We start from the raw sequence: 15,480 nt of genomic DNA, 5'->3' as shown, positions 1-15,480 counted from the left end.
TCCCATGAGAGAACTCATATTGGACCATGGAAGCGAGTTCGGAGCACACAGAATCCATGATGACGGAACATGGAGCAGCGATTTCAAAAATCATATCGAAAACTACGGCATTAAGCCAATATTAGCCAGAGTAAAGCATCCCCAGACTAACGGGAAGCTAGAACGGTTCTTCGGTGAATATACCAGGCATAGATCGGCTTTTTCTTCATTTGAAGATTTTATACGATGGTATAACGACAGACCTCATGGAAGCCTGGATTTAGAACGAATTGAGACTCCTGAAATGGCTTTCAGGCGAAAAATGCCTTTAGAAGCCTATTTCGCAATCGCACACAGGTTGTTCGGGTTGTGAATAAAATATGAATAATTCAAACCGCATACAATTGGAACGATGGCGAAATAATTTCAGGACTCCACACGTCATCAACCACAGAGAAAAGTTTATATATCAGTTCCATATTCTTACTAACAAAAAGTTAGTAAAACAAGGTTAACAAGAATCGCGCCGGGGTGCAAACAGGATAAAATTTTGTACCTGGCTGTGATACTGTATATGGAGGTAATGATATGACAGAGGAGGTAGTTCTGAAGGTAGGGGAGGCGCGGGCTTCCGATGTTGGAAGAGGAATCGCACGCGTGGATCCCGCTGTTATAAGGGAGAAGGGCTGGCAGGCCGGGGACGTCATAAGCATCAGGGGGAAGAAGCAGACTGCTGCACTTCTCTGGCCCGGCTATCCGGAGGATACAGGGACAGGCATAATCAGAATGGACGGCACGCTCAGGAGGAACGCCGGGGTCACCATAGATGAGCGGGTTCCTGTCAGGATCATCCAGGCAGCTCCGGCCGAGACTGTTGTCTTCGCTCCCACCGTTCCGCTCCGCATAACGGGCGGAGAGGAGTACCTGAAGAGGTACATGGAGGGCAGGGTTATCTCGAGGGGAGACGTCATAGAGCTCAACGTCATGGGGCGCAAGATCGATCTCGTCGCTGTGAGGGTCACGCCCCCGAGAGATGCTGTTGTGATAGGAGATCGCACCAGGATAGAGCTCAGCGAGAAGCCGGCGAAGGAGGAGAAGATGATACAGCGCGTGACCTACGAGGATATCGGCGGTCTGAGCGCTGAGATCAAGAAGGTCAGGGAGATGATCGAGCTCCCGATGAAGCATCCCGAGCTCTTCGAGCGGCTTGGCGTTGAGGCTCCGAAGGGCGTGCTTCTGCACGGTCCGCCAGGCACCGGCAAGACACTGCTGGCAAGAGCTCTCGCATCCGAGACAAACGCTCACTTCGAGACCCTGAGCGGCCCTGAGATAATGTCCAAGTACTACGGCGAGTCGGAGGAGCGCCTCAGGCAGCTCTTCAAGACCGCAGAGGAGAACGCGCCCAGCATAATACTCATAGATGAGATCGACTCGATCGCCCCCAAGAGGGAGGAGGTCACGGGCGAGGTTGAGAGAAGGGTCGTCGCCCAGCTCCTCGCGCTCATGGACGGCCTGGAGTCGCGGGGTAAGGTTGTGATAATAGGAGCCACAAACAGGCCGGATGCCCTCGATCCAGCGCTTCGCAGGCCGGGCAGGTTCGACAGGGAGATCGAGATCGGGGTGCCGAACAGGGATGCCAGGCTGGAGATCCTCCAGATACACACAAGGGGCATGCCTCTGAGCTCTGATGTTGATCTCGGAAAGCTGGCTGACATAACCCATGGTTTCGTCGGCGCGGATCTCGCTGCACTGGCCAGAGAGGCCGGCATGCGTGCTCTGAGGCGTGTGCTGCCGGAGCTCGATCTCGAGGTCGAATCGATACCTGCTGAGATACTGAACAAGATCGAGGTGACGATGGCAGACTTCATGGACGCCCTGAGGGATCTCGAGCCGTCAGCGATGCGTGAGGTGCTTGTGGAGTCGCCGAACGTCCACTGGAGCGATATCGGTGGCCTCAAGCAGGCGAAGCAGGAGCTGATGGAGGCCGTGGAGTGGCCTCTGACATACCCGAAGATCTTCGAGCACATGAAGGCCAGTCCGCCGAAGGGGATACTCCTCTACGGACCGCCCGGCACAGGCAAGACCCTGCTCGCAAAGGCGGTGGCGACGGAGAGCCAGGCCAACTTCATAAGCGTCAAGGGCCCTGAGTTCCTGAGCAAGTGGGTCGGAGAGTCGGAGCGCGCTGTCAGGGAGACGTTCAGGAAGGCAAAGCAGGCCGCGCCCGCGGTGGTCTTCTTTGATGAGATAGATGCCATCGCTCCCATGAGAAGCTCCGGATCAGCAGACTCGCATGTGACGGAGAGGGTGATAAGCCAGATACTCTCTGAGATGGACGGGCTGGAGCCGCTGCACAACGTGATAGTCATAGCGGCGACGAACAGGCCTGACATAATCGATCCAGCGCTCCTGAGGCCTGGAAGGTTCGACAGGATGATAGAGATAGGCCCGCCCGATGAGGATTCGAGGCTGGAGATACTGAAGATACACACCGCAAACAGGCCCCTTGCAGACGATGTGGATCTCGCCGAGATCGCAAAGCGCACCGAGAACTACAGCGGCGCTGATCTGGCAGCGGTGTGCAGCGAGGCTGTGATGCTCGCGATCAGGGAGTACGTGCTCGCTGGCAAGCCACAGGATGAGGAGTCTCTGAAGAACCTCAAGGTGGAGCGCAGGCACTTCGAGGAGGCGCTGAAGAAGGTCAGGCCGAGCCTGAAGGATGTGCGAATACATTACACGCTCCCGAGATGAGTCTATCAGGATGAAGATTGTTTGTCCCGTCCCCACATGGGGACGGGCCGCAACCGCTTTTCTGCAACCTGCTGTTTTGGAAGATCATGCGGGCTGGTTACCTGGAACGCTCGTTCTTCCGTAAAACTGGTTTCAGAGCAGAGATGAACCGCTGCATTTAATTTCTGGCTCGCATCCTATGGGCGATCATGAGCAAGATTGGAAAATCGATAAGGCTTGAGCGCATAATAGACAGAAAGACTAAGAAGACAGTCATAGTCCCGATGGACCACGGACTCACAGTCGGTCCCATACCGGGTCTCATCGATCTGGCAGCTGCAGTGGACAAGGTCGCGGAGGGTGGCGCAAATGCCGTCCTCGGGCACATGGGTCTGCCGCTGTACGGCCACAGAGGCTACGGCAGAGATGTCGGGCTAATAATCCATCTATCAGCGTCCACATCCCTCGGACCGGATGCAAACCACAAGGTGCTCGTGACCAGGGTTGAGGACGCAATAAGGGTTGGCGCAGATGGTGTCAGCATTCATGTGAATGTGGGCGCCGAGGACGAGGCGGAGATGCTGCGAGATCTGGGCATGGTCGCGAGGAGGTGCGATCTCTGGGGCATGCCGCTTCTCGCCATGATGTATCCGCGCGGTGCAAAGGTGAGGTCAGAGCACAGCGTCGAGTATGTGAAGCACGCAGCTAGAGTTGGAGCCGAGCTTGGCGTGGATATAGTCAAGACAAACTATACAGGCTCACCTGACACATTCAGAGAGGTCGTCAGAGGATGCCCCGCGCCGGTGGTCATAGCAGGCGGCCCGAAGATGGATACTGAGGCTGATCTCCTCCAGATGGTCTACGATGCGATGCAGGCTGGCGCTGCCGGCATCTCCATAGGAAGAAACATCTTCCAGGCAGACAATCCGACACTGCTCACCAAGAAGCTCTCAAAGATCGTGCATGAGGGCTACACGCCAGAGGAAGCCGCAAGGCTGAAACTCTGAAATCTACAAAAGATACTTTTTGTGTTGTGGGCCCGAAAGCTGAACGATAATCGAAGGCCTTTGGCGAATGAATGAGTCAATAAGCTGCAGACAGCTGCGACCTCACAACACCTGCCCGGGGCTGATCCGAGAAGTGGACCTCCATTTTTTCGATGAGCGAACCTGCACCGAAGCAAGTAACAGGCGACCGGTCGGAGTGAGGATCCCTGGGCGTCCAACGCCCAGGAGAATAAGCGCCCGGACCGGGATTCGAACCCGGGTCGAAGCCTCGACAGGGCTTCATGATAGGCCACTACACCATCCGGACATTTCACAAGTCCCGCCTCCCAGATTCGAACCGGGGACATCGCGGTGACTGCGCGCAGCACCCAGAGGGTGCGATACATACTACAGCCGCGCACTCTACCAGGCTGAGTTAAGGCGGGCCTCGCTATTGGTCGACTTGCTTGTACTTAAGCTCTTCGATAAGAGGTTGTCTCGCATGGCGGAACCGCTGAATATGGGTTCCGTGATCGTACACCGGAATCAGCATCATATGACCTCGCAGGATTCGTGGTCGTGTACGTCTGGAGCTGCCGGTAGGCATCCCAGCCACACCCTCATACGTCGGGTTCTTGAGCTCGATGATAGCGGCAGGCGGTTTACGAAGAGCACGATGTCCGGGCGGCGTGTGCTCCTGCCATCCTGGAAGGTGATCTGGTTCACGGCCAGGAAGTCGATATCGCTGTCGTCCCGGTCCTCACCTCGAACGGCGGAGCCGAACACACGCACGTTCCTCGCCCCCTATTTTTCGCAGATGCGCAGGATCTCCTCACGTTTGGCACTCAATAGCTCGCTGAGGGTCATGACCCCATCTCCTCCAGTTTCTTCAGCAATCGCTCAACAGAGGGCTTGAGTGCCGGAGCATCGCGGCTGGCGGCATCCCACACGATGTCCAAGTCGATGTCGAAGTAACCATGAACTAGGACATTCCGCATCCCGATAATTTTGGGCCATTCGATCTCGGGCGCCATGGCCCGCACATCTTCGGGCAGCGCCCTTGCAGCCTCACCGATGATCTGCAAATTCCGGACAAACCATCCCTGCAGGAGCTCGTCCTGCTCAAAGGCTGCTCTACCCCGATTCAGGTATCGCTCGATGGCGGAGATCGCCTCCAGGATGTCTCGCAGCCGCTCTTCTGGATCTCTCATAGCGGCACCGCCTCCTGCAGCACGCGCTCACGGATCCGCGCCTTGAGGCCACGCTCGGTCACCACATCCACAGGGCAGCCGAGCAGCTGCTCCAGTTCATACTGAAGCCCGCCCAGGTCGAAGAGGCTGCGGCCGGCCTCCATCTCCACAAGAAGGTCGACGTCGCTCTTTTCGTCCGCCTCTCCGCGCGCCACCGAGCCGAACAGACGCACATTGCGCGCCCCGTATTTCTCGCAGATGCGCAGGATCTCTTCACGTTTGGCGCTCAACAGCTCGCTAAGGGTCATGGCACAGCTCCACCTGGTTTTCCCGGATTGCCTCATCCAGCCCTGCCGGTTCGGCTTCCTTTATGGACAATGTTGTCTCGAATCGAAAATGCACATCCTGTGCAAATAAATGCATGCGTGCATTTCCCGTCCAAATCCGTGCATTTCTGGTGTTCATTTCACCCTCATGACGTATGCGACACCACGGCCGCGGCCACCTTCCCGGCTCAAATGTCCTTGATCCGTCATGGGATCCAGCAGGCGATATGCGTGGGGACCGCTGATCCGGCACAGCTCCGCCGCCTTGTTGGTGAGTTCCGTTCCGCCACATGGTGTTAGGACCAGCGCACGCAGTTCTTCCGGTCTTATCTCTCCGCGCCCCAGAAACCAAGTTCCTGAAGGTTCGCCGCGATCACAGCGTCCAGCCTTCGGGCCTCTGCCTGCTGCTCTCTGAGCTGCGCCACAAGCCGCTGCATCAGCTCCTCAAACGGCTCATCCTATTCGTCATGGACCTCAGCGCCAACGTACCGCCCGGGCGTGAGAACATGGCTATGCTTTCACATATCATCAATCGTGGCGCTCCTGCAGAACCCCGGGATGTCGCGGTATTCGCCCGCGTCGGGTTCACCGCGCCACGACCCCTCGCCATGGTGGTACACTGATATGAGAAAATATTCAAAGTTTCGCCTGCACCCGGTGATCCCCGGTCTGTACGTAAGCGGAACAGCCCCGGACGGCTGGCGCTGTGGAGAGTCACAGCATGCAGCCGGAGGTCAGCGTTCAGCACCAGCAATCGTGACATGCTCGAGCATGCATGTGGGATCCGTCTCGAGGATGTCTCCCTTGTAGTAGAACGCCTTCTGCCTGCATCCACCGCAGAGCTCGCTGTAGCTGCAGCTTCCACATGCCCCCTTGAGGTGCCTTCTGGAGTTTCTGATCAGGAGAAGCTCCTGTGATGGATTGTCTATCCAGATATCCCTGAAGGATCTCTCCCTCACATTGCCTGCAACTATATGAGGCATGAACTGGCACGGATGAACATCGCCTCTGGGAGAGATGTTCGCGACCTTGGAGCCAGCGCTGCACCCGCCAGCGCTCATGAGAAGCATCCTCGCCCTCTCCAGCCTCTCCGGATCGCTCTTCAGCACCTCCAGGAGGTAGGCGCCATCTATCGGCGAGTCTGTCGTCAGTATCTCGATCTCTCTGTCGCTCAGCTCCAGCGCAGCCTCCATGAGCAGACGTATCACAGATCTCCTCTGCTCTGGCGTGACATCCCTCTCAGCGAGGCCTCTTCCCCGGCCGGTCGGAACGAGATGGTACATGCAGAACCTGGGGATCTCCAGATCCAGAGCGAGCTTCAGCAGCGCTGGGATGTCATACCAGTTGTCCCTGGTGAGCGTGACCCTGAGACCTGTCTTGAGCCCAGCATCCCTCGCGTTGATCAGCCCCTGAACCGCTCTGGAATGAGCGCCGGGGATGCCCCTGAACCGGTCGTGGACATCGGGAGATGACGAGTCCAGGCTCACCCCGACGTATCTTATTCCTGCCTCCCTGAGAAGAAGGGCGACCTCCGGAGTTATCAGGGTGCCGTTTGTGGATATCGCACACCTCAAACCCCTCTCCCTGGCGTGGAACGCATACGCCCAGAAGTTCCTGCTCATGAGCGGCTCGCCGCCTGTGAGTATCAGCATCGGGATTTTAAGGGACGAGAGCTCATCTATCAGTCTTATACCCTCATCGAGCGAGAGCTCATCCGTCATCTCATCATTCGCATCTATGTAGCAGTGGGCGCACCTCAGGTTGCATTTGCGGGTCAGATTCCATATCACAACAGGTCTCGATTCTCCTGAAAATCTCACCAGATCAGGCGGCAGGCTCTCGCACGGCTGATCCGCAGCTCTGATCGCATCCCAGACGGTCGCTCTGTCCGCGAGAATCTTCGAGATTATTATCAGGGTCTCACCCCGATCTCCTTTCTGGCAGCCTCGAGCATCCCTTCGAAAGTGTATCTCTCAGGTATGAGATCAACCCTCACTCCGAGCTCCCTGAGAACAGAAGCCGTCGGGGGGCCGATGGCGACGACAAGCGCAGAGTCCAGGGCCTTCCTGAGATGATCCTCCATCCCGAGCTCCCCAGCTCTTCTCATCAGGTATCTCGCAGTCGATCCGCTGGTGAAAGCGAAGACGTCTATGAGCTCCGCTCTTCTTATGAGATCGTCCAGCCTCTCGTCCCCGGAGCCTGTAACCTCGTACACCGGCACGTCCTCGACCTCGGCCCCAGCGGAGAGCAACCCATCGAGCAGCGCAGGTGATCCCTGAGCGCTCCTGAGGAGCAGAACCTTTCTTATCCCTCTGAGGGCCTCTACGAGACCTGCAGAGCTGTACTCATCGGGGATAACATCGACATTCACGCCCTTATCTGTGAGGGCCCGGGCGGTCTTCGGGCCTATGGCAGCGACGCGCTTCTTCTGGATCAGATCCAGGAGCCCGCTCCTTGAGATGATATCCACACCGTTTGAGCTCGTGAAGACCACGCAATCCACTCTCTCTATCTTCTCCTTTATGTCGGGGGGAAGATCCAGAGCTCTGAGGGAGATCGATGGAGCTGCGACGGGAATGAAACCGTATCTCTCCGCGAGCCTCACAGACCCATCCAGCTGGCCTTCAGCACGAAGGATCGCGATTCTCCTCCTGCCGAGATGTTTCTCGAGATTGACAACATCCCCCACAATCAGTACCGCGGGCGATTTCACTCTAAAAGAAGATGCACGCTCCGCTATGTCCCCAAGAGTCCCCCTGACACACCTCTGATCAGGCCAGCTCCCGCGCTCTATCAGCGCCGCGGGCGTCTGCGGGCTCAATCCTCCATCAATCAGCATCGTTGTGTTCTCCCTGATCCTGCCAACGCCCATCAGGACGACAAGAGTGCCCCCGAGCCTCGCCAGAGCGTGCCAGTCCAGTTCCTTCTCCTTGCCAGGCTCTTCATGCCCTGTAACAACTGTAAACGCAGTAGAGACACCGCGGTGGGTCACAGGTATGCCGGCTAGAGCTGGAGCCGCTATCGCAGATGTCACACCAGGCACGACCTCAAAGGGTATGCCAGCCTCCCTGAGGGCAAGCGCCTCCTCTCCCCCGCGGCCGAAGAGATAGGGATCGCCGCCCTTGAGCCTGACAACGATCTTGCCCTCGCGGGCTTTTTTTATTAGGAGCTCGTTGATCTCCTCCTGCGAGAGCTTGTGTCTGCCAGGGGCCTTTCCGACGTCGATGATCTCAGCCCTGAGATCCCTTAAAAGCTCATCGTTCAGAAGCCGGTCGTGCAGCACAACATCAGCCTCCCTGAGCAGCCTGAGGCCCTTGACGGTTATCAGCTCCGGATCGCCCGGCCCAGCGCCGACCAGATACACCTTTCCAGCATCACCGCTCAATCTGTACAGCCTCCCTCACAAGCTCATCGCCGCCCATCTCCAGTAGGCGCCTCCCGATCCTCTCCGCGCTCTCCAGATCGTCCCTGGGTACGGTATCCTCAAGCCTCACAAACCTCTCCCCATCCCTCGAGAGTATCTCTGCTGTGACATGTATCCTCTCTCCGAGATGGCGGGCAAACACAGCCATCGGCACCAGACATCCGCCACCGACGACCTCCATTATCCTCCGCTCGACCATAGTCTCCTCTCTTGAGGGCCTGTGATCTATCAGGCTCGCCAGCGCATCGCCCTCTGTGCCGGCGATTGAGACAACAGCTATCGTCCCCTGGTTCGGAGACGGGACGAAGAACCCTGGATCCAGCACCCTGTAGCTGAGATCATATCCCATGCGCTGAACCCCTGCCTCGGCTATGACTATGCCATCGTACTCGCCCGCATGCAGCTTCCTGAGCCTGGTCTGGAGGTTCCCGCGGAGGCTTCTTACTACCAGATCAGGCCTGGCTCTTCTCAGCTGCGCCGCCCTCCTCATGCTTGATGTGCCTATGACCGCACCACCTCTGAGATCCTCGAGGCCTGAGCCGTCTCTGGTGAGCAGGATATCGCAGGGCGAGTCCCTCTCAAGTATCGCAGCTATCCTGAGCCTCTCAGGCCGCCTGCTGGGCAGGTCCTTCATGCTGTGCACCGCGAGATCGATCTCGCCCGAGAGCATCCGCTCGTCAATCTCCCTCACGAAGAGACCCTGCCCGGAGATCATGTGCAGCGGTCTGTCGAGAAAGAGATCTCCGCTCGTCCTGACCGTCACAATCTCCGGCTCTGCACCGTGCTCCATCAGACGCTTGACAACAATCTCCGTCTGCCGCAGCGCCAGGGGGCTGCCGCGAGTCCCAACTCTCAGTCTTTCAGGTATAGCTTGAACGCCTCCAGCGTCTTATCGATGATCTCCTTATCATGAGATGCTGATATGAAATCAGTCTCATACTGACTGGGCGTGAGGAATATTCCGGCCTCCAGCATCCTCCAGAAGAATCTCAGGTATCCATCCTTATCACATCTCAGCGCCTCTGAGTAATTTCTGGGAAGCGGTCCGAAGAAGACCTTGAACATCGAGGCTATGCCTGACACGCTGTACCCCAGCCTCAGATCCTCAACGATATCCGAGAGGCCCTTCCGCAGGTAAGAGCCCATCCTGTTGATTCTATCGAGAACGCCGCTCTCAAGTATGTCCAGGGTCGCAAGGCCTGCTGCCATCGAGACAGGCGATCCGTTGAACGTCCCGGCCTGATAGATGCCGCCCTGCGGTGCCACGTTCTCCATGATCTCCCGGCGTCCGCCGACAGCGCCTATCGGGAACCCCCCGCCTATTATCTTCCCGAGCGTGGTGATGTCTGCCCTCACTCCGTAGTAGCTCTGGGCACCGCCGAGCGCGAGCCTGAAGCCTGTTATGACCTCGTCGAATATCAGAAGTGCGTCATGCTCCCTCGTTATTTTCCTCACACCCTCAAGGTAGCCAGCCACCGGCAGCACCGGCCCTATGTTGCCCAGAACCGGCTCCATTATCACAGCTGCCACATCATCTTTTTTCAGGGCGTCCTCCATCGCCTGGAGATCGTTGTACGGAACCAGTACGGTGTTCCTTGCAGTATCCGCGGGCACCCCCTTTGAGTCCGGAACGCCGATGGTCGTGGCCCCGGATCCCGCCTTGACGAGAACAGAGTCGTGAGCGCCGTGAAATCCGCCCTCGATCTTAACGATCCTATCCTTCCCGGTGAAACCGCGGGCGATTCTCAGGGCTGCCATCGTCGCCTCTGAGCCTGTGCTGACGAACCTGATCATATCCATGGACGGATAATGAGAGATTATGCGCTCCGCGAGCTCGACCTCCAGCGCTGTGGGCGTGCCGTAGAGCCAGCCACGCTCCATCTGCTCCACGACCCTTCTCATCACTTCCGGGTTCCTGTGCCCGAGAATCATAGGGCCGTATGCAAGACAGTAGTCGATGAACCTGTTGCCGTCCTCGTCCCAGAGGTACGGCCCCTCTGCCCTTTTAACGTAAAACGGACAGGGCCTTATCGCCCTGACCGGGCTGCTGACGCCGCCGGGCATCAGCCTCTTCGCGCGCTCGTAGAGACTTCGGGAGGAGTTGAGATTCATGGTATCAGCGCTTCCATGAGACCTAATCAATCTTGCGACCTGCAAGCCTCCATCCCTTCTCGGAGGCGATCCCGATGATATCTTTAACAGGGATGTCCAGCTCCTCTGCGATACGCCTGCAGACATCATGCTCTGGCTTCACGCTTATGATCTCCTCTCCGATGGATCCGATCTTCACAGGCACCGATCTGCCCATGACCTCGACGCTCTCGATCCTGCGCTCTGCGATCAGCCTGTGAAGCGCAGGGAATACCCTGACCCCGAGGCTGCCGGTCTCCCTCATCAGAACCGCGGAGAGCCTATTCGCATCGTCCTCCCTTGAGATGATCGATATCACGCTTCCGCTCCTGCCCTTCTTCATTAGAGCCGGCACAACAGTGACATCGAGAGCTCCCTCTTTCATGAGCATTTCGATGAGACTTCCGAGTATCTCGCCTGTCACATCATCCACGTTGGTCTCTATCTGGACAACACGATCGTGTTTCATGCGGTGCGGAACCTCTCCAAGAATCGCCCTCAGCAGATTCGGCATACCTATGTCCCTGGAGCCTGCGCCGTATCCCACGCGATCTGCTACGATCTCAGGGTGGTGCTCCAGGAACTCATCGACCGATGCGGCAAGAATCGCTGCGCCTGTTGGTGTGAGAAGCTCATTAGAGACAGGCCCTCCGCGCCATGGTATCCTCTGGGAGCGGAGTATCTCCAGGGTTGCGGGCGCCGGGACAGGAAGCATCCCGTGGGATGTATCCGTGATCCCGCCTCCGACAGATGGTGCGATTGAGAGGATCCGTTTCACATTGAGGGACTCGATCGCCGCAGAGGATCCAGCGATATCAGCGAGCGCATCCAGCGACCCCATCTCGTGGAACCTCGCGTTCTCCCTCTCAACACCATGAACCTTCGATTCCGCGGATGCCATTATGTCCAGAACCCCCAATGCCCTCTCGAGCGCTCGCGGTGAGAGCGCTGATGCCCTCAGTATGTCCCTGGCCTCATCCAGCGAGCGGAAGGATGTATCAGAGAGTATCTTGACACGCAGGGCTCTGATGTGGTCGAACCTGCGCTCGCTCACCTCTAGCCTGCATCCGACGGATTCCACAGCAGATCGGACAGATCCTATATCTGCGCCTAGGTCGATGAGCGCCCCGAGTATCATGTCGCCCGAGGCGCCGCAGTATGGATCGAAGAGAAGTGCTCTCATGTCTGAATCCCGCGAGTCTTCATCTGGAGATCATCTCTTCAGAATGAAGAAACGCCATGTTTCCCCTCTACTCAAGCCCCCTGGTTTCCGATCACCTTCACGCCGATGCGCCTGCGCCTCGGGCCGTCCAGCTCCACAAAGAGAACCCTCTGCCATGTTCCAAGAATAGGCATGCCGTTCTCAACGGGAAGAACAACGCTGCTGCCCAGTATCGACGCCTGAAGATGTGCCGGGCCGTTCTCACCATGCTTATACCCCGCAGCCGGCACGATCTCCTTTATCTTATCGATGATATCCATCAAAAGACCGCTCTCCGCCTCGTTAACTATCACAGCGGTTGTTGTGTGAAGTGTGTACACGAGACAGATGCCGTCGATCACACCGCTCTCCCTGACGGCCCTATGCACGTGCGGGGTGATATCCACCACCTCACTGCCCCTGGTGGTCGCAACCTCTATCATGTGATGTGAATCTCAGTCTCAGATTTAATAATGTAGTGCTGAGTTCTCAGATGCTGGTAACTCACTGAAGGGTTGAGCGATGCGGATTTCAATGATACGGTAGACTGTTCTCCGGGCATTCTCCTGCATGCCACTCTGTTATGCCGCTCTGCTGATTCAGCAGCATGTGTCTATTCGTCACATGAGTGATATGGCGTCCTGATGCTTGTTCTGATATTGACTTGCACTATCTTATGAGATCGAGCAATGCCTCGGCCGCTGCCCTGGGATTGCTGCTCTCGTACACGGATCTGCCCACAATCGCGTAATCAGCGCCTGCATCGAGCGCATCTCTCAGGGATCCACCCTGTGCCCCGACGCCGGGGGAGATTATCGTGAGGCCTCCTGCAGTTCTCCTGAGAGCTTTTAGCCGCTCAGGCCTTGTGGCAGGCGCCACTATTCCTGATGCCCCCACCTCGAGAGCGAGCACGACCATCCTCTCCGCGACAGGAGCCATGAACTCCAGCGCTCCCGGATGGCTCATCTCTGTCACCGCGTACAGCTCGCCGTTATATCCCTTAGCCACATCCACGCAGGCCTCAAGGCTGTCCCTTCCTGTGAATGCATGCGCTATGACCCCCTGAGCGCCCGCGCTGAAGAGGCGATCGCATATCAGGCGGTTTGTGTTCGGGATATCCGCGATCTTCAGGTCCGCTATGATGGGGGAGATGCCCGAGAGATCTTTTATGACAGAGAGACCTGCCGAGAGCACCAGCGGATACCCGACCTTGATCGCATCGAAGATCCCCTCTGTATCTGAGGCTATGCTGTACGCCTTATCCCTGGACGCAACATCCAGAGCGAGAATGAGTCTGCTGTTCTTCTTCATTGTACCCTCCAAATCGCTTTGTTGTGCAAAAGCTCTATGAATCTAACAATCGCAATCCTTTTGATTTTTCCATACTATCTACGGTGGCACCAGATCGATGGATCAGCGCCGTTTACATCCCGTTCAGTATCCTGTCAGCAGCCTCTCTCAGGTCTCCCACGACCTCAGGGCCGCTTCTGTTTCCCTTTCTGTCTAGGAAGAGGGCGTCCAGGCCTGCCTCGATCGGCGCCTCGTAATCGTAAACGTAGTGATCCCCGATGTGGAGAACCTCCAGGGGTTTTCTTCCTAGAGCCCTGCAGACCAGAATGTACGAGCGGGGCGACTTCTTAACATCCCTGAAATCCGAGGTCACTGAGAATACCCTGCTGAACCTGTCCATCAGCCCGTCGAGCTCCATCTCTATGAACTCCCTAGCTGCGTTGGATGTGACTATGAGCTCATAGCCCGAATCTCTCAGAGAATCGAGGACCTCCTCCACCTCTGGATATATCTCTATCTCAGATCTGTACATCTCGAGGAGCTCATACTTATCGATCTTGAGATCGAACTTCTCCAGCCAGTACCCGAGATCGTACCACTCAAGCCTGTCGCTTCCGATCTTAAGATACTCTCCGATGACGATCTCCTTTGCATTGTCCGGATCCACGCCGTGACGCTTCGCGTAAAGCTCCGGGATCCCCTCCATCCACACCCTGTCAACGTACCTCGGGCTCACCAGAGTCCCGTCCATATCGAATGATATCACTTCTGGCATCTCTCTTACCTGCAATCTCTTACATGCATCTATGCGATGGTAGAATCTGGAGGCGTCTCTTTATAAACAAATCGCGAGCATCCCACAACCTGATACTTTGACGGGCTACATGGGAGTGTGCCGAAGCATAAGAATCAATTGCTGTTCGTGGGCTTCGATCACTGAATGGCGTTTGAGGGAATCGGCATCGGATATGGAAGATTTTATGAGCTGATTGTTCGATATGGATAAAGTCCATGCCATGGCATTCGATCTCAAAAAAGGGATAATTATAATAATCCACGAAGATCTGATAAGAAGGGGTGGTGAGGTAAGTGGTATAAGAGATGAAGGCACAATTGATTATATATTAGATAAGATAAATGGTGCTGATGACGTGTTCGAAAAGGCCGCCTGGGCTCTCTACATGTCTCGGCTGCATCCATTTTATGATGGAAATAAAAGAACCGCTTTTGTCCTAGCAGCAATGATTCTAAGAATCTATAGGTACTGGATAGGAAAACAGGACGAGGAGGAGATTCATCAGCTTCTTCATAAAATTTCCAATTCGGATCATGAATGTGATGTTGAAGATATCAAGCGATGGCTTAAGAAAAAGAGCAGGCGCTGGTGGGCGACTGTGCAGAGAACCCTATACGATTACTCCTGAGCAAGCAGTTCCAGGAGCTGGCTGTGATGTTTTATAATATCCTGATAGGTCTCCCTGATATCGGATGGGAGTGCATCTAAACTCGACCGCTCTTCTCTTTGGGTCCTGAATTTTGTTTCATAGCGCTTGACCAATTTTCCTCCTCCTATGGTTGCTGCGGCATCGCCATCCTTCGTAGTTTATCTCTCACTGGCCATTAATGGCCATGTCATATCATATTGGATAGTTATAAAGTAACTGAGTCTATATTTATTTCTTTCTTGGATACGTCCAAATGAAACGACACTCAGAACTATTCATACTATGGTTTTTAATAAAATTTATATCATGAATACATGCGAAGATGGCTGCCTGTGATCTTCGCGCCGCTTCTCCTCTTTCCCGACAACTATTTCAGCCCATCCCCCAAAAAGAGATTGGTGATTTTCGATGCCTGAGTTTGCAACACCGTTTGCGGGCATGGCCAGCGATCGCATGCTGACCAAGCAGGAGCTTGTGAGGGCGATAAGGTATGTCATCGCGGCTGAGTATGAGGCTATACAGCTCTACATGCAGCTCGCAGAGTCCACAGATGACGATCGCGCGAAGGCTGTGCTCGTCGACATCGCTGATGAGGAGGTCGTGCACGCCGGCGAGTTCCTGAGGCTTCTGAAGGAGCTTGAGCCGCGCGAGGAGGAGCTGTATAAAGAAGGCTACAAGGAGGTCGAGGAGATACTGGCGAAGCTCAAAAAGTGATCCTCTCCATTCAGGCCTGCTGCGTGGCTTCGATCTGTACGCAGACGGGCTCAGGGCTCGCTGCGCAG

General features: G+C 56.1%; 15 protein-coding genes, 2 tRNA genes and 2 pseudogenes. 5 read left to right on the top strand and 14 right to left on the bottom strand.

Annotation, left to right across the window (positions count from 1 at the left end; translation table 11 throughout):
• The 3 genes and pseudogenes from QFX31_RS05970 to QFX31_RS05960 form a co-directional block, all read left to right on the top strand.
• Positions 1–352 (top strand): annotated as a pseudogene (locus QFX31_RS05970) (IS481 family transposase); the annotation flags it as partial.
• Positions 353–567: 215 nt separating this feature from the next.
• Positions 568–2,727, top strand: coding sequence for a CDC48 family AAA ATPase (locus tag QFX31_RS05965; RefSeq protein ID WP_348531202.1), 2,160 nt, complete (start codon positions 568–570; stop codon positions 2,725–2,727).
• Between the two features lie 188 nt (positions 2,728–2,915).
• A complete protein-coding gene (locus QFX31_RS05960) occupies positions 2,916–3,713 on the top strand; it encodes a 2-amino-3,7-dideoxy-D-threo-hept-6-ulosonate synthase (protein ID WP_348531201.1) in 798 nt (265 codons plus the stop codon).
• A gap of 234 nt (positions 3,714–3,947) precedes the next feature.
• Here QFX31_RS05960 and QFX31_RS05955 read toward each other — a convergent pair.
• From QFX31_RS05955 to QFX31_RS05890, 14 genes and pseudogenes are all read right to left on the bottom strand, one after another.
• Positions 3,948–4,020: transfer RNA gene (locus QFX31_RS05955), tRNA-Asp, on the bottom strand.
• Positions 4,021–4,030: 10 nt separating this feature from the next.
• Positions 4,031–4,138: transfer RNA gene (locus tag QFX31_RS05950), tRNA-Tyr, on the bottom strand.
• Between the two features lie 106 nt (positions 4,139–4,244).
• Positions 4,245–4,484 (bottom strand): type I restriction endonuclease, encoded by a 240-nt coding sequence (locus tag QFX31_RS05945; protein WP_348531200.1) that lies wholly within the window; start codon positions 4,482–4,484, stop codon positions 4,245–4,247.
• 71 nt (positions 4,485–4,555) lie between these two features.
• The gene (locus QFX31_RS05940) at positions 4,556–4,903 is read right to left on the bottom strand and encodes a DUF86 domain-containing protein (RefSeq protein WP_348531199.1); all 348 of its coding nucleotides are present in this window, start codon (positions 4,901–4,903) and stop codon (positions 4,556–4,558) included.
• The gene (locus tag QFX31_RS05935) at positions 4,900–5,190 is read right to left on the bottom strand and encodes a nucleotidyltransferase family protein (RefSeq protein WP_348531198.1); all 291 of its coding nucleotides are present in this window, start codon (positions 5,188–5,190) and stop codon (positions 4,900–4,902) included. The genes QFX31_RS05940 and QFX31_RS05935 overlap by 4 nt, the downstream gene beginning before the upstream one ends.
• Before the next feature lie 344 nt (positions 5,191–5,534).
• Positions 5,535–5,807 (bottom strand): annotated as a pseudogene (locus QFX31_RS05930) (SAM-dependent DNA methyltransferase); the annotation flags it as partial.
• Positions 5,808–5,942: 135 nt separating this feature from the next.
• Complete coding sequence (locus tag QFX31_RS05925; RefSeq protein ID WP_348531197.1) at positions 5,943–6,998, bottom strand: radical SAM protein; 1,056 nt, start codon at positions 6,996–6,998, stop codon at positions 5,943–5,945.
• Between the two features lie 122 nt (positions 6,999–7,120).
• Positions 7,121–8,593: a uroporphyrinogen-III C-methyltransferase gene (gene cobA, locus QFX31_RS05920; RefSeq protein ID WP_348531196.1), complete on the bottom strand. Its 1,473-nt coding sequence runs from the start codon at positions 8,591–8,593 to the stop codon at positions 7,121–7,123.
• The gene (hemC, locus tag QFX31_RS05915) at positions 8,583–9,488 is read right to left on the bottom strand and encodes a hydroxymethylbilane synthase (protein ID WP_348531205.1); all 906 of its coding nucleotides are present in this window, start codon (positions 9,486–9,488) and stop codon (positions 8,583–8,585) included. The genes cobA and hemC overlap by 11 nt, the downstream gene beginning before the upstream one ends.
• Positions 9,485–10,744 (bottom strand): glutamate-1-semialdehyde 2,1-aminomutase, encoded by a 1,260-nt coding sequence (hemL, locus tag QFX31_RS05910; protein ID WP_348531195.1) that lies wholly within the window; start codon positions 10,742–10,744, stop codon positions 9,485–9,487. The genes hemC and hemL overlap by 4 nt, the downstream gene beginning before the upstream one ends.
• Positions 10,745–10,766: 22 nt before the next feature.
• Positions 10,767–11,945 (bottom strand): nickel pincer cofactor biosynthesis protein LarC, encoded by a 1,179-nt coding sequence (larC, locus tag QFX31_RS05905; protein ID WP_348531194.1) that lies wholly within the window; start codon positions 11,943–11,945, stop codon positions 10,767–10,769.
• A gap of 71 nt (positions 11,946–12,016) precedes the next feature.
• Positions 12,017–12,406 carry a secondary thiamine-phosphate synthase enzyme YjbQ gene (locus tag QFX31_RS05900; protein ID WP_348531193.1) on the bottom strand — a complete coding sequence of 130 codons (390 nt, stop codon included), beginning with the start codon at positions 12,404–12,406 and terminating at the stop codon, positions 12,017–12,019.
• A gap of 226 nt (positions 12,407–12,632) precedes the next feature.
• Positions 12,633–13,274, bottom strand: a complete 642-nt coding sequence (gene pyrF / locus QFX31_RS05895; protein ID WP_348531192.1) for an orotidine-5'-phosphate decarboxylase — start codon at positions 13,272–13,274, stop codon at positions 12,633–12,635.
• 112 nt (positions 13,275–13,386) lie between these two features.
• Positions 13,387–14,028 carry an HAD family hydrolase gene (locus tag QFX31_RS05890; RefSeq protein WP_348531191.1) on the bottom strand — a complete coding sequence of 214 codons (642 nt, stop codon included), beginning with the start codon at positions 14,026–14,028 and terminating at the stop codon, positions 13,387–13,389.
• Between the two features lie 223 nt (positions 14,029–14,251).
• Between QFX31_RS05890 and QFX31_RS05885 the strand changes: the two genes are divergently transcribed.
• Together QFX31_RS05885 and QFX31_RS05880 are read left to right on the top strand one after the other, a co-directional pair.
• Positions 14,252–14,677, top strand: a complete 426-nt coding sequence (locus QFX31_RS05885) for a type II toxin-antitoxin system death-on-curing family toxin (RefSeq protein WP_348531190.1) — start codon at positions 14,252–14,254, stop codon at positions 14,675–14,677.
• A 429-nt stretch (positions 14,678–15,106) separates the two neighbouring features.
• The gene (locus tag QFX31_RS05880) at positions 15,107–15,412 is read left to right on the top strand and encodes a ferritin family protein (protein WP_348531189.1); all 306 of its coding nucleotides are present in this window, start codon (positions 15,107–15,109) and stop codon (positions 15,410–15,412) included.
• Positions 15,413–15,480 lie beyond the last annotated feature (68 nt).

The organism is Methanothrix sp. (genome assembly GCF_030055635.1).
In the GTDB taxonomy this organism is placed as follows: domain Archaea; phylum Halobacteriota; class Methanosarcinia; order Methanotrichales; family Methanotrichaceae; genus Methanothrix_B.
The sequence above is the reverse complement of the archived record's forward strand: the minus strand, read 5'-3'. Positions and strand labels throughout refer to the sequence as shown.